The 14,708-nt window shown below is 45.7% G+C and carries 10 protein-coding genes, 1 rRNA gene and 2 pseudogenes; all 13 read right to left on the bottom strand.

From position 1 onward, the window contains the following. Positions 1-159: ribosomal RNA gene (locus BM003_RS13390) — 16S ribosomal RNA — on the bottom strand; the annotation flags it as partial. Between the two features lie 1,219 nt (positions 160-1,378). Then, positions 1,379-2,869, bottom strand: coding sequence for a lysine--tRNA ligase (gene lysS / locus BM003_RS13385; protein WP_093673917.1), 1,491 nt, complete (start codon positions 2,867-2,869; stop codon positions 1,379-1,381). An 854-nt stretch (positions 2,870-3,723) separates the two neighbouring features. Next, entirely contained in the window at positions 3,724-4,719 is a 996-nt protein-coding gene (gene dusB / locus BM003_RS13380) for a tRNA dihydrouridine synthase DusB (protein ID WP_093673915.1), read from the bottom strand. Positions 4,720-4,738: 19 nt separating this feature from the next. Then, on the bottom strand, positions 4,739-4,942 hold the full coding sequence (locus BM003_RS13375) for a helix-turn-helix domain-containing protein (RefSeq protein WP_093673913.1): 204 nt from the start codon (positions 4,940-4,942) through the stop codon (positions 4,739-4,741). Further along, a pseudogene (gene folK / locus BM003_RS17970) lies at positions 4,894-5,397 on the bottom strand (2-amino-4-hydroxy-6-hydroxymethyldihydropteridine diphosphokinase); the annotation flags it as partial. The pseudogene folK and the gene BM003_RS13375, both read right to left, overlap by 49 nt. Before the next feature lie 15 nt (positions 5,398-5,412). Continuing rightward, positions 5,413-5,748: pseudogene (folB, locus tag BM003_RS17965) on the bottom strand (dihydroneopterin aldolase); the annotation flags it as partial. 10 nt (positions 5,749-5,758) lie between these two features. After that, complete coding sequence (folP, locus tag BM003_RS13365) at positions 5,759-6,586, bottom strand: dihydropteroate synthase (protein ID WP_093673921.1); 828 nt, start codon at positions 6,584-6,586, stop codon at positions 5,759-5,761. A 193-nt stretch (positions 6,587-6,779) separates the two neighbouring features. Beyond that, entirely contained in the window at positions 6,780-7,703 is a 924-nt protein-coding gene (gene cysK / locus BM003_RS13360; RefSeq protein WP_177184795.1) for a cysteine synthase A, read from the bottom strand. 179 nt (positions 7,704-7,882) lie between these two features. Further along, positions 7,883-8,758 (bottom strand): Hsp33 family molecular chaperone HslO, encoded by an 876-nt coding sequence (gene hslO / locus BM003_RS13355; RefSeq protein WP_093673908.1) that lies wholly within the window; start codon positions 8,756-8,758, stop codon positions 7,883-7,885. A 19-nt stretch (positions 8,759-8,777) separates the two neighbouring features. Next, a complete protein-coding gene (locus tag BM003_RS13350; protein WP_093673906.1) occupies positions 8,778-9,542 on the bottom strand; it encodes a type III pantothenate kinase in 765 nt (254 codons plus the stop codon). A 1,043-nt stretch (positions 9,543-10,585) separates the two neighbouring features. Then, positions 10,586-12,607, bottom strand: a complete 2,022-nt coding sequence (ftsH, locus tag BM003_RS13345) for an ATP-dependent zinc metalloprotease FtsH (RefSeq protein WP_093673904.1) — start codon at positions 12,605-12,607, stop codon at positions 10,586-10,588. Between the two features lie 130 nt (positions 12,608-12,737). After that, complete coding sequence (hpt, locus tag BM003_RS13340; protein ID WP_093673902.1) at positions 12,738-13,277, bottom strand: hypoxanthine phosphoribosyltransferase; 540 nt, start codon at positions 13,275-13,277, stop codon at positions 12,738-12,740. Continuing rightward, complete coding sequence (tilS, locus tag BM003_RS13335; RefSeq protein WP_093673900.1) at positions 13,274-14,707, bottom strand: tRNA lysidine(34) synthetase TilS; 1,434 nt, start codon at positions 14,705-14,707, stop codon at positions 13,274-13,276. The genes hpt and tilS overlap by 4 nt, the downstream gene beginning before the upstream one ends. Position 14,708 lies beyond the last annotated feature (1 nt).

The raw sequence follows: 14,708 nt of genomic DNA, 5'->3' as shown, positions 1-14,708 counted from the left end.
TTTCCCACAGTTATCCCAATCTGACAGGCAGGTTACCCACGTGTTACTCACCCATCCGCCGCTCACATCCGGGAGCAAGCTCCCTTCAATGCGCTCGACTTGCATGTATTAGGCACGCCGCCAGCGTTCGTCCTGAGCCAGGATCAAACTCTCCAAAAAGTGTCTTGCTTAACGCCGGACCTAAGTCCAGCCTTGCTTTTTCGTTCATAAGATCCATAGCAATTTGAATTTATCAGGGGTTAAACCCTTTTTAAATCACGCTTGGCTTTTGTTTAGTTTTCAAGGAACATTCTCGATCGCTCTTGAAGCGACTTGACTATCTTACCAAGAAATCAATACCATGTCAACAACAAATTAACAATCAATTAATTTCTTAATAAATAATGTTTTCATAACCGCAAAAACGATCTTTCTTATTATACATAGGCTGAAACAATATGTCAACAACAAGTAACATCTTGTCCAGCAACATGAAAATATTATCAGCATTCGACACATTTGTCAACAAGAAATCTATAATCCGTAATGTACCTTTACATTTATTAAAATCAAGACAATCGTACTTTCTCCCTTTTACCACTCTCTAGATTCAAATCGCTTCGCTTAAGAAATAATAATTTTTAAATAACCGAAACAACGGATACCCATTCAAGCGGTACAAGACGTCTCAGCACCTTCAGATACTGAATGATTTACAAATTGATTTTAATCATTTTCTAAGCGAAAAATTCATCTTTAATCTTTCTAATTAACGAAATGGTTGAGACGAACGGCGCAGCAAATTCGTTACGACTTTGCTGCGTCGTTCGTTACGATTTTCCTTCGGTTCGATACGAGTTTGGGAATTCGCTACTACTTTCTGTGAGTTCGTTACGAATCTGAGAATTCGTTACTACTTTCCATGAGTTCGTTACTACTTTGGGTTCATTCGTTACTACTTTTTCACGGTTTGTTACGAGTCTAGAATTCGTTACGATTTTTGATGCCTTCATTACAACTTTAATGTCTTTCGCTACTTTTTCTCTCTTGGGTTGAACTTTCAGGGGATTGAGTTCAACTTTTCACTCGTTAGGTTTAACTGTTCCTCTCTTAGGTTGAACTTTCCATGGGTTTGGTTCAACTTTTCCTCTCTTCGGTCTAACTCTCTCCCACGGGTTCGGTTTAACCTCAAACTTGGCTGCTGTCCTGATTTAGCAGGTGACCGCCTATCTGTAATTTTTTCATACAGGTTGTTGCGCATCTCACGTCTACATTTCAGGGCATATGGCACGAAGGCAGTGCCCTACCTCATTAAGCGTGCCATGACTGTTTCAATAACACAAAAGACCCGCCTGCTCAATACTTACGAGCAGACAGGTCTTTGTTGATCCATTCAAATTTAATCTTTTTTTCTCATTTGCGGGAAGAGCAGTACATCACGAATCGACGCTGAATCGGTCAGGAGCATGATCAGGCGGTCGATACCGATGCCAAGCCCACCGGTAGGCGGCATGCCGTACTCCATCGCTTCCAGAAAATCTTCGTCAATAATTTGTGCTTCATCATTGCCGGCTTCTCGCTCGCGCATCTGGTCTTCAAAACGTTCCCGTTGATCAATCGGATCGTTCAATTCGCTAAATGCGTTGGCATGTTCTCTACCGACGATAAATAGCTCAAAGCGGTCGCTGAATCGTGCATCGTTTGGATCCTTCTTAGCGAGCGGAGAGATCACGACCGGATGACCATATACGAAAGTCGGCTGAATAAGTGTTTCTTCAACTTTTTGCTCGAAAAATTCATTAACTACATGGCCATATGTCATGTCGCCCTTTACAGAGACACCATTATCAGCAGCCAGCTGTCGTGCTTCTTCGTCAGTCATTTCCGGCCACAGATCGACTCCGGTCTGTTCTTTAATCGCGTCAACCATATGAACACGGCGCCAGCGCGGCTTCAGTTCAACTTTTACATCACCATACGTAATCTCAGTTGTACCAAGCACTTTTTCGGCTACGGAAGAAATCAAGTTCTCGGTTAATTCCATCACGTCGCGTAAGTCCTGATACGCTGTATAAAGTTCCATCATCGTAAATTCAGGATTGTGCTTCGTCGAGACACCTTCATTTCGATAAACACGGCCAATTTCATAAACCTTTTCGAGGCCGCCGATAATTAATCGTTTCAGGTGCAGCTCAATCGCGATGCGCATGTAAAGATCCATGTCCAAAGCATTGTGATGCGTAATGAACGGGCGGGCAGCAGCACCGCCTGGTATCGAGTGCATGGTCGGAGTCTCAACTTCTAGATAACCTTGTCCATCCAGCTGATCGCGAATCGCTTTGACGATCTTGCTCCTTAGGATAAATGTTTCCTTAACTTCAGGGTTCACGATAAGATCCAAATAGCGCTGACGATAGCGCTGTTCAACATCTTTTAAGCCGTGAAATTTGTCAGGCAACGGCCGCATCGCTTTGGAGAGTATGCTGAATTTGCTCACTTTAATCGACAATTCGCCTACATGGGTTTTAAACACAGTGCCTTCAACACCAACGAAGTCGCCAATATCAATATGCTTAAAAATTTCATATTGTTCTTCGCCCACAGCATCCTTGCGAATATACAGCTGGATTCTGCCGCTGAAATCCTGAATATCGGCAAAACCCGCTTTTCCTTTGCGTCTTTTTGCCATCAGTCGGCCGGCCATAACAACAGAAACTGCCTGTTCTTCGAGTTCTTCTGTTGTTGTGTCCGCACACAGAGAACGGATTTTCTTTGTATCATGCGTCCGATTATAACGTCCGCCAAAAGGATTCACACCTTGCTCAATCAAAACCTTCAGCTTCTCGCGCCTGGCTTGAAGCTGGTCGGTCAGATCCACTTCCTGACTCATTCTTCCTTCTACCTCCAGTCGTATCCCATAATGATTCAGAATTACACTCATTCACAGGATCGAGCTTTTGCTCTAAATAAGATGCAGCTCGAATACATCTGCACTATTAGAGGGTGTTCAAAAAGTCCGGGAAAAAGGCAATGAGGATCTTCTGCTAACAGCATGCACGTCCTGTGCAAAACGCAGAAGTCACCGCATCCTGCGGAAGTTCTGTGTCAGCTTGTTTCTCCGCTCCTCACGTATCAACAGGGGATCTTCAACTAATACCATGCACGTCCTTGTGCACAACGTTGAAGTCATCACATCCTGTGAAAGTACGCGCGGGTAGCTCGAAACTGCGCTTCCTTGATCTTCGACGCTCAGGACGGGCTAGTGTCAGGCATGCCACAGGACGTGGCGATTTGCCTGACCTCGGCCCTTTTTGTCCTCCTTTTTGAACAGACTCTATTAAAAACTTCGGCTTCGCTGCATCCCTCGACAACAGCAAAGCCGCCGTCGCAACTACCCAGTGAGCCCCAGGATACGGCGCTTCACCGAACTACTACCTATATACTATAAGCCTTAGAAATTTCAATAAATATATAGTATAAGAGGGTGTTCAAAAAGTCTGGGAAAAGGTGATGTTGACGTCATCACATCCTGTGAGAGTACGCTCTGGCGCTCAAAACTGCGCTTCCTTGATCTTCGACGCTCAGGACGAGTAGTGCAGGCATGCCACAGGATGTGGCGATTTGCCTGACCTCGGCTCTTTTTGTCCTCCTTTTTGAACAGACCCTATAAATAAAACTGCCAGTAATACCCCGGCAGTTTGTTATCTAACCGAATTATAGAGAAATAAAAAAACACTGTCAACCTTATATCGTAGTAGGTGCTAGATCGAATTCAAGCTCATCTCGAAATTCAACAAGTACTTGACGAAGATCAGCACCCGTCTCGCACTGATTAATTTTCTTGCGCACATCACTGCCTCCGCGCAGACCCTTCACGTACCATGCAGCATGCTTGCGCATTTCCAATGAAGCAATGTGCTCGCCTTTCAATTTTACCAATTGATCAAAGTGAATCAAACAGACATCCACTTTTTCTTTGGCAGTCGGTTCAGGCGGCAACACCCCGCTGTCTAGATATTTAACTGTCCGGTACAGCATCCATGGATTCCCAAGCGCGGCGCGCCCGATCATGACGCCGTCCACGCCCGTTTCCTCAAGCATCCGTTTCGCATCCATAGGCGTCCGGACATCGCCGTTGCCGATAACAGGAATACCAACGGATTCTTTTACCTGACGGATAATGTCCCAGTCCGCATTTCCTTCATACATTTGCACACGCGTACGGCCATGAACCGCGACTGCACTCCCGCCCGCACGTTCGACCGCCTGCGCGTTACGTACAGCATAGATATGGTCATCGTCCCAGCCTTTACGCATCTTGACCGTCACCGGCTTATCGACTGCGTCAACCACCGCCGCTACCATCTCATAGATTTTATCGGGATCGAGCAGCCATCTTGATCCGGCATCGCATTTGGTGACTTTCGGTACCGGACAGCCCATATTTATGTCAATAATATCCGCATTTGTATTCTTATCTACATATTTTGCCGCTTGAACAAGCGTTTCTTTTGAACCGCCAAAAATTTGCAAGCTGAGCGGCTTTTCACGATCATCAATATACAGCATATCCAGAGTCCTCTGATTGTGGTGAATAATCCCGCGGTCAGCAACCATTTCGGCACACACCAGCCCCGCACCAAATCGTTTTGCAATCAAGCGGAATGCGGCGTTGCAGACGCCTGCCATCGGAGCGAGTACCACACGATTATTCATCTCAATCGGACCAATTTTCAGCATCAAACCATCCTTTCTTCGCTTATAGTTCCTTCATTTCTTGAAGAGATATGGACAGCTTATCACAAATTTTCCTAACAAGCTCTGTTTCGGGTTCGCGGCTCTCTCTTTCAATTTCCCCTAAAAAAGTGAGAGAAATACCTAGTTCCTTGGCAAGTTCCGCTTGCGTATAGCCCTTCAGTTTTCGAAAAGCCCGAATTTTTCTTCCCCATTGTTCTTTTTCCATAATCGTACTTCCTCTTCTCCTTTGAGATTTTGCCACAAGTCCATAACTGAACGGTTGATTCCCGGAACAACCAAATGAGGTGCGATCTCAGCAAACGGTTTGAGGACAAAAGCACGATGCGTGATTTCAGGATGGGGCAGCGACAGCTCTTCAGATTGCGTAATCGTTTGGCCATAGACCAAGAGATCAAGATCAATTGTTCTTGGCCCCCAGTGCACATCCCTTACTCGTTCCAGATCTGTCTCTATTTTGTGGATGTACCGCAAAAGCGCAAGGGAAGGGAGCAACGTTTCAATTTGCACGATCATATTTAAAAAGTCGTTTTGCTCGACTGGACCATAGGGTTCGGTCTCGTATATGGACGAGCAGCGTACGACCTGTACTCTTGGTTCTGCCTGCAGCGCCTCGATCGCGTGTTTCAGGAAGCCGGCACGATCGCCTATGTTCGATCCAAGACCGAGGTAGGCAACGGTTCGGTTACGTTCAATTTTGACTGATACTGAATCATAATGACCGGCAATCGGCGGGTTAGGCTTGATCACTTTAACACGGCAGCTTTCGACCTTTGAAAACTTGAGCAGAATCGTTTCAGCGATCTTTTCCGCAACAGTTTCAATTAATTTGCATGCATGACCTTCAACGATTTCTTTCACTTGCATATAAATTTCCGCATAGTTAACGGTTTGATCCAGTTGATCGGTCGTTCCCGCCTGGTAAAGATCACAATTTAATGTGACATCCACATCAAAACGCTGGCCCATTCGTTGTTCTTCAGGGAGTGCACCATGATACCCGTAAAATTGCATGCGATTCAAATTAATTGTGTCTGTCACTATGGTCCTCCTGCAGCATTGTATCCATCATCTTCGCCATTTGAGCAATTTGAAGCACGTCATGGACGCGCATGATTTGGCATCCCTTGGCAATACCGAGGCATACAGTCGCCCCCGTGCCCTCAACGCGCTTATCCACCGTAACATTCAGGGTTTTACCAATAAATCCTTTTCGCGAGGTGCCCAGAAGGAGCGGATAGCCGAGTTCATGAAAATCCTCAAGGTGATTCATGACAAACAGATTCTGCTGGTAATCTTTCGCAAAACCGATACCGGGGTCGAGGACGATTTTTTCAGGGGCAACACCTGCTTCTCGCGCAAGCTCAATGCTCTCTCGAAGATCGCTCTTCATATCTGCAATAATATCTTGATATCGATTGTTTTCACGATTATGCATGAGAATGATTGGCGCCTGATACTCCGCGGCGACTCTCGCCATATCGGAATCCGCCTTCGCACCCCAAACATCGTTAATAATATCAGCTCCAGCTTCAAGTGCGCGACGAGCTGTCTCCGCCTTATAAGTATCAATTGAGATCGGTATGCTCGTCTGGGCGCGAATCGCCTGAATCATTGGTATAACTCGTGCGATTTCTTGCTCCATGTCCACCGGCGTATGCCCCGGACGCGTTGATTCCCCGCCAATATCAATAATGTCGGCTCCGTCACGCTCCATTTGCAATGCATGCGTCACAGCCTGATCCAGATGGTTGAATTGTCCTCCGTCGGAAAAAGAGTCCGGTGTTACATTCAAAATACCCATAATCACTGTTTTTTTTCGATAATCCAGCGTTCTGCCCCTTACGTTCATCAGATGAAAAGGGGAAAGTTGAAAGTTGCCCACAGGTGTCTAATCCTCCCGAATATCATTCACAGTTTAATAAAAATAGTATAACACAGATGACTGCCATAGCTTTGCCTAGAGCTTTATAAAACATAGCGAGCGCAACAAAAAAAGGCCTGACTAATTCAGACCTTTTCCAAGTAATTATCTTTAAATTCACTTATTCCTCAACTTGATACAACGGGGTGCTCAAATAGCGTTCGCCGTTATCCGGGACGATCACAACAACTTTTTTGCCTTTGCCAAGCTTTTTAGCAACCTGAACACCGCCATAAATTGCCGCGCCTCCTGAAATGCCGGCAAGCACGCCTTCCTTTTTACCTGCAAGGCGCGCATACTCAAACGCCTGTTCATTAGCAACATCGATGACTTCGTCGTAGATTTCGGTATCCAATGTATCCGGAATAAATCCTGTACCAATCCCTTGGATCTTATGTGGACCGCCTTTTCCGCCGTTAAGCACCGGTGAGTCCTTCGGTTCAACCGCGTAAACGCGAATGTCCTTAAATTTCTCTTTCAATGCTTTGCCGCTTCCGCTCAATGTACCACCGGTTCCGACTCCGGCAACAAAAGCGTCCAGCGAATCAAAGGCTGCGGCGATTTCTTTACCGGTCGTTTCATAATGTACCTGTGGATTTGCCGGGTTTTGAAATTGCTGCGGCAAGAAGTAGCCTTTTTCCTTCGCCAATTCCTGTGCTTTAGCAATTGACCCTTTAATCGCCTGGGCTCCCGGAGTCAGAATAACTTCCGCGCCATATGCTTTAAACAATTTACGTCTCTCGATGCTCATCGTTTCCGGCATAACCAAAATTGCCTTATAACCTTTTACTGCAGCGACGAGTGCCAAACCAATCCCCGTGTTTCCGCTCGTTGGTTCGATGATTGTATCATTAGGCTTCAGCTTGCCTTCTTTTTCAGCGGTTTCGATCATCGCCAGGGCAATCCGATCCTTAACACTGCTGCCCGGATTAAAATATTCAAGCTTTGCGTAAAGTTCCGCGTCGTTCTCATCTGTTAAATGGTTTAAACGAACGATCGGTGTGTTGCCGATCAATTCAGTAACCGAATTTGCAACGGTCATCATTCATCCTCCTTCAAATCCTTAGTAATCATGTATGATTTATATCCTATATTATCAGTGAACGACTGCGCCGTCAAATATTAATGATCATGCGTCATATGCTTAATTACCTATACGGTAGGATTCAGCTAGTTATACGCTACAGAAAAAATAAGAACTTGCCCCCCAGGCAAGCTCCTGTACTATTTCTTTAAAATCAGTGCCCTTAAATCGTCTGCAGTGAATTGATACTGTGTTTCACAGAATTGGCACGTCACTTCGGCGCCGCCGTCTTCATCAATCATTGCTTGAATTTCTTTTGCTCCTAAACCCTTAATGGAATTTCCGAATTTTTCTTTAGAGCAACCACAGTGAAAGTGCACGGGATGTTGTTGCAAAATCCTGTAGTTTCCATCTGAAAACAAGTCATCCAACAACTGTTTCGGAGAATGCCCAGCATCAATCAATTTAGAAATTGGCGGAATCGATTTCAGCCTTTCTTCCAACTTTTCAATGACGGCATCTTCTGCCCCGGGAAGCACTTGAATGATAAAGCCCCCTGCTGCCTTCACCGATTGATCCGGATTAACCAGAACGCCTACGCCGACTGCAGACGGTACCTGCTCGGATCGCGCAAAGTAATACGTAAAATCCTCACCTAATTCACCTGAGACGATAGGCACTCTTCCGGTGAAATTTTCCCTAAGTCCCAGATCCTTGACGACACTGAGAAAACCGGTATTCCCTACAGCTCGCGCCACATCCAATTTCCCATGCGCATTCAATTCAAAATGAACTTCAGGATTCGTCACATACCCACGCACTTGACCCTCGGTATCCGCATCAGAAACAATTGCCCCGATCGGTCCACCGCCCTGAACTGTGACCGTAATTTTTTCATCACCTTTTTCTTGGGCGGCCATCATCATCGTCGCAGTCATTGTCCGGCCAAGCGCGGCAGTTGCTGTCGGCCATGTTTTATGGCGCGACTGAGCTTCTTTGATCGTTTCAGTTGTTACTGATGTGATAACCCTAAGGCTGTCGCCGTATGCCAATGCTTTTATAAAATAGTCGCTCATACCGATCATTCCTTTCTTTTTACAAATTACGTTGATAAATAAGAAAGAGCCCCTTGAGTGTAAGTAAAGGATCCACATGATCAATGACATCAGTCTCATGTGAAATCAGCGAACAAAGCCCGCCTGTCGCAACCACTACCGGTTCCGAGGAGGCCTGCTTCTTCATACGGGAAACAATCCCTTCCACCTGCCCGACATAGCCGAAAAGCACTCCGGACTGCATCGCGTGGACCGTGTTCCGCCCGACAATATGCGGCGGCTTCACAATCTCAATTCTCGGGAGCTTTGAAGCCCTTTCATAAAGTGCTTCAGTCGCAATATCAAGCCCTGGTGCAATTGCCCCGCCAACATAGCCTTTTTGCTCATCAATATAGGAATACGTTGTCGCTGTACCAAAGTCAATAACAATGATCGGCGCCTGATAATCATTTACTGCGGCAACCGCATTTACAATCAAGTCTGCACCAAGCTCTCTTGGATTATCATATTTCAGATTAAGTCCGGTCTTGATACCAGGACCAACCACGATCGGCTTCAAATGAAAGTATTTCTTGCATAGCCGTTCAAGCGCAAACATAATCGACGGAACCACAGACGAAATCACCACACCGCTGAAGTCTGTAAAGGAGAGATTGCTATATGCAAAAAGATTGTTGATCAGCATGCCGAACTCATCCTCTGTTTTTTCCCGATCCGTCGAAATGCGCCAATGATTGGTCAAAATTTCGCCATCATAAGTACCAAGAACAATGTGGGTATTCCCAACATCACAAACAAAGATCATTTTATTCCCTCCAGTTTGTTCAATCGGTCTCGCAATCCGATCATGGCATAACGTTTACTAAGACAACTTGGTTCGCCAAGCCGTCAACCATTTCACCGGATGTTCTCACAACCATACAATGAGAAAAACCGGGCACTGCCGGTCCCTACTTCCGCAGGACGCGATGGATTTCGCGTTGCATACAGGACGTACTTTCACAGGATGTGATGACTTTCGCGTTGCATACAGGACGTATGCGTAATTAGCGAAAGTTCCTTATACGAAAGCTCCTCTGCTGTTTGCGATCGTTCCTTTCCCTATTTTAAAGTTTAGATACAAAACTCCTTTAAGTTGAAAGCTCCTTCGCTCCAAATACCATTTTGAATCATCAACCTTGTCTTGAACAGACATTTCTAGTTCATGAATCATTTTGATCCTTAATTAAGTAACGCGGCCGGAGTAAAATAAGCGGAGATTTTCCGGTTATATGCATCCTGGCGCTTGGTTCCCTGGTACATAAGGGTAATTTTTCCGCTTATGCACAGAAAAACCCTCCATTTTCACGTTTTTCGATTCGATAAGCGGAATTTCTCCGTCTATTTAAGCAATTTTTTCATTCATTTTCTAATTAAGCGGAGTTTTTCCGTTTATTTCTCAAATTAGGCGCTTACCTGATCGCCCAACCGAATCTTATGACCTTATCGTCGTACCGGAAAGGCAAAACGATATACTTTCTTAACTTGTGAGAAAAGCCGGGCAAAAAACGCCCGATCCTTGGCTGTTACCCTGAAAACGGCGTTGATCCATCAACCTTGAGCTTGAGCGACACTTCGGTTACTCGCTTGCCGCGGGCGCACCGCGAGCCTCCTCGAACAGGCTACTATTGCGGATCCTCCCCTGGTTTGCGATCAACACAGGCGCTCCGCAGGAGTTTCCCACCCGCCTTTGGTTCACAACCTTTTGCTTTGCCGAAAAATATATGCTTTCATATCCTAAAAAAAAAAGGAGGCACTCCTAATATGGAGAGGCCTCCTCTTTTTGTAAATGGTGAATCAATCATGCAATCAAAGCTTATGTTCGTCATCCTTATTTGCATCCGATGGCTTTGGTGCCTCAACAGTTGGTTGAACTGAATCCTCATCTTTAGAATGGATCGTCACTTTAACCTCAGTATCCGATCCGGATGCCGGTTCACTTGGCGCAACTGCAGACGCTTCTTCCTTGTCATCATTTTCAGAAGCGTAGCGGCTCTTGCTTGGTTCGATATATTCGCCTTTTTCATAAAGTGATTTGATTTGCTCTTCTTCCAATGTTTCCACTTTGAGCAATGTCTGGGCGATCAGTTCTAGTTTATCTTTATGTTCGGTAAGCAGCTTTTTGCATCGATCATATTCAGCTTTCACAATACGCTGCACTTCTTGATCAATTTCAAACGCGATTGCATCACTGTAGTTCTGTTCGTTCTGAATATCGCGTCCCAAGAAGACTTGGCCGCTGTCGTTGTTGCCGAATTGCATCGGACCAAGCTTATCGCTCATTCCGAATTCAGTTACCATGCGACGTGCCAAGCCCGTAACGCGCTGCAGGTCATTGCTCGCCCCAGTTGAGATTTCTCCAAATGTGATTTCTTCAGCAACACGGCCGCCGAGCAACCCGCAAATTTTCTCAAGAAGCTCAGGTTTGGTCATGAAATAGCGGTCTTCTTTCGGCAATGAGACGGTATAGCCGCCTGCCTGACCACGAGGAATGACCGTAACTTTATGCACTTCATCGGCACCTTCAAGTGCTAGGCCAATAATGGTATGACCCGACTCATGGTAGGCGACAATGTTTTGTTCCTTCTTTGAAACAACCCGTGATTTCTTGGCGACGCCGGCGATTACACGTTCAACCGCCTCATCAATATCTTCCATGTTAATCACTTTTTTATTGGCTCTCGCAGCGACAAGAGCCGCTTCATTGAGCAGGTTCTCCAAATCCGCTCCGGAAAATCCGGGAGTCAGTTTGGCTACAGTCTTTAGGTCAATTTCTTTTGCGAGCGGCTTGTTGCGCGCGTGAACGCGCAACACAGCCTCACGACCGATAAGATCAGGACGGTTAACCGGAATTTGGCGGTCAAAGCGTCCCGGACGGAGGAGCGCCGGGTCAAGGATGTCCGGACGGTTGGTTGCGGCAATAATGATGATTCCTTCATTTGCGCCGAACCCATCCATTTCAACCAGCAACTGGTTCAACGTCTGTTCACGTTCATCATGACCACCGCCGAGTCCGGCACCACGCTGACGTCCTACTGCATCAATTTCATCAATAAAGATAATACATGGTGAATTCTTCTTGGCCTGGTCAAACAGATCGCGAACACGAGACGCGCCGACACCAACAAACATCTCTACAAAGTCCGATCCGCTTATTGAGAAGAATGGTACGCCTGCCTCACCGGCAACCGCGCGCGCAAGCAATGTTTTACCTGTACCCGGAGGTCCCTCAAGTAACACACCTTTTGGAATTCGCGCGCCAAGCGCAACAAACTTTCTCGGATCCTTTAGGAAATCAACAATTTCCACCAGTTCCTGCTTCTCTTCATCTGCCCCTGCTACATCTTTAAACGTAACTTTCTTTTTATCCTCAGAATACAGCTTGGCTTTGCTTTTGCCGAAGTTCATCACACGGCCGCCGCCACCCTGAGCCTGATTCAAAAGGAAAAAGATTAGGAAGAAAATAATCGCAAACGGAATCAATGATGTGACGAATGTAATCCATCCGCTTGTCCGTTCCGCCGGTTTCACATCCAAATTCGATTGCTTTGCTAGATCAGTGACCTGATTTACCGCTTTGTCACTGGCAGGCAAATACGCTTTAAATGTCGTATTTTTGTCAGCGCTCTTTAAATGTCCTGTCGCCGCGTAGACACTGCCTTCAGGTTGTAAGGTCAGCTGATCTACATTGCCTTCAGTTAAATTGGATTGAAAAGTACTGTAAGTCATCGGTTTTACAGTCCGATTTGTTTCCGTCAGCCAGCTGACGATACCAATGATGACTACAGCAATAAATAAATATATGATAATATTCTTGAAAAGTCGATTCATGCCTTACCTCCTCCCGCTCTAAAAACAGATCATATTTTATAGTACCACATACGATTGTTGCCGCTCAACCAATTGCATTTCCGTAGATAATCGGATTAAATAGGACGAATGTCTCCCACCAATCGAGCTCTTATGCCTTGTATATTTCAGGTTTCAAGACACCGATAAACGGAAGATTGCGGTATTTCTCTGCATAGTCAAGACCATAACCGATAAGAAACGCATCGGGCACGGTAAATCCGGATAAATCAGGCGCGATATCCGATTTTCTTCCTGATGGTTTATCGAGCAGCGTCACAATCTTGATTGATTTTGCTTTTCTGGTCTTAAACAATTCGACCAAATAGCTCAGGGTCAGTCCGCTGTCAATAATATCCTCAATTATCAGAATATCTCTGTTTTCCACTGAAGTGTCCAGATCCTTGAGAATTTTCACTTCTCCTGAAGACACTGTGGAGTTTCCATAGCTGGACACATCCATAAAGTCAATTTCAATCGGAACTGTGATTGTTTTAATAAGATCCGCCATAAAGGGCAGCGCGCCTTTCAGAACACCGATAACCAGTGGAAAAGAATCCGCGTATTCGTTCGAAAGCAGTGCGCCGAATTCATGCACCTTATTTTGGATCTCTTCTTCGGTAATTAATATTTCCTTAATGTCTTCCTTCATGCCTGTGTCCTCCCAAAACCAGCAAACGGTATAAACTTAAGCTTCAAATAATTTTTTTCCTGTGAAGTTTGGGGCGACGGAAGTGTCACCGCCCGCTTCAGCATCGGCAGCCACAGCACATTGTCTTTCGCGTCCGTAACCATTGGCCAAATCAGTCTTTGATTACGGTCAACCTTCTCGTTAATAAATATACGCTGAATCTTTTGTGACCCTGCCATTCCATTGGGGCTCATTCGATCGCCATTGCGGAACGTTCGGACAAAAAGCGGCAGTGAAACAGCCGCATCATCAAAGATGAAACAATCCCTTCCCAATTCGTTCGATAAATGATCCGCTTTCACATAGTCAGCTTCAAAATATCCGGACGGGAACTCGGTTTGTCCGGGAATTGCAATCTTTATTTTTTCACTCATCCCACCGAAATTCGGCATAAACCCGACCCAGCAGCGATCGTATGATTTTCTTGCTGTAAGCCCCATTGGGAAAAACGCAGCCCCTGAGGAACGATTGGAGCGCAACAACTGCAATAATTGTTCAATATGTATCGGTTGATGCGATGGCTGTAGCTGTTGACTTGTGTAGAGATAACATAATAGTAGATGAATTGTCCGTCTTTGTAAAGCGGGATGAATGCCAATTAACTTAGGGATTGAAAGCGCATATCTTGTTTTTTCTTTTTCCAGTGTTACCGTTTCCAGCTGCTGCTCAGCCATTTGTCCGAGCAGCGATTCATCTTCGGCGATGCGTTCACTCTCATATTGGAATTTGAGATGCACGGAAGGATTTTCTTTTTTTAAAAACGGAAGCACATATTTACGAAAACGATTTCGCGTGTGCGCATCTGAATTATTCGTTTCATCCTGTCGCGGCACAATGCCATTTTGTGCGCAATACCGTTCCAAATCTTTCTTCGTTTGCGAAAGAAATGGTCGAATAATTTCCTTACTCCCGAAAGCTCGCCGAACGGGGATGCCTGCTCTTCCCAACCCAACTGTTCCACGGACTTGCCGCATCAACATGGTTTCGATTTGATCGTCACCATGATGGGCCAATACAAGGGCATCGGCATTCGTCGCTTTCATTGTCTCCGCGAAAGCCTGATAGCGCAGCGCGCGGGCCGCTGTTTCAATACTGATCTTTTTTTCACGACTCCATGAGCGCGCGTCCACTGTTTTCCCAATAAAAAGGATATCCCGATCGGCACAAAATGATGCAACATAGTTTAAATCCTCGGTGCTGTCCATGCCCCTTAGTCGGTGATCCACGGAGCAAACGGCAAGCGCAAGCATCCACTCTTTTTGTTTCCTATAAAAAAAATGGAGAAGCGCCATCGAATCAGCGCCGCCACTAACGCCTAGTACAAGTTTGGAGTTAGGACGGACCAAGTGATGGCTGTCGATAAATTGTGTCACTTGTTCGTTAAATGTCATC

This window comes from Sporolactobacillus nakayamae (assembly GCF_900113325.1).
GTDB lineage: Bacteria > Bacillota > Bacilli > Bacillales > Sporolactobacillaceae > Sporolactobacillus > Sporolactobacillus nakayamae.
The sequence above is the reverse complement of the archived record's forward strand: the minus strand, read 5'-3'. Positions and strand labels throughout refer to the sequence as shown.

Excerpts from the sequence above, each read along its gene's own strand:
- lysS (WP_093673917.1), bottom strand. The coding sequence starts at position 2,869 with ATGAGTCAGGAAGTGGATCTGACCGACCAGCTTCAAGCCAGGCGCGAG.
- dusB (WP_093673915.1), bottom strand. The coding sequence starts at position 4,719 with ATGCTGAAAATTGGTCCGATTGAGATGAATAATCGTGTGGTACTCGCT.
- BM003_RS13375 (WP_093673913.1), bottom strand. The coding sequence starts at position 4,942 with ATGGAAAAAGAACAATGGGGAAGAAAAATTCGGGCTTTTCGAAAACTG.
- folP (WP_093673921.1), bottom strand. The coding sequence starts at position 6,586 with ATGAACGTAAGGGGCAGAACGCTGGATTATCGAAAAAAAACAGTGATT.
- cysK (WP_177184795.1), bottom strand. The coding sequence starts at position 7,703 with ATGATGACCGTTGCAAATTCGGTTACTGAATTGATCGGCAACACACCG.
- hslO (WP_093673908.1), bottom strand. The coding sequence starts at position 8,758 with ATGAGCGACTATTTTATAAAAGCATTGGCATACGGCGACAGCCTTAGG.
- BM003_RS13350 (WP_093673906.1), bottom strand. The coding sequence starts at position 9,542 with ATGATCTTTGTTTGTGATGTTGGGAATACCCACATTGTTCTTGGTACT.
- ftsH (WP_093673904.1), bottom strand. The coding sequence starts at position 12,607 with ATGAATCGACTTTTCAAGAATATTATCATATATTTATTTATTGCTGTA.
- hpt (WP_093673902.1), bottom strand. The coding sequence starts at position 13,277 with ATGAAGGAAGACATTAAGGAAATATTAATTACCGAAGAAGAGATCCAA.
- tilS (WP_093673900.1), bottom strand. The coding sequence starts at position 14,707 with ATGACATTTAACGAACAAGTGACACAATTTATCGACAGCCATCACTTG.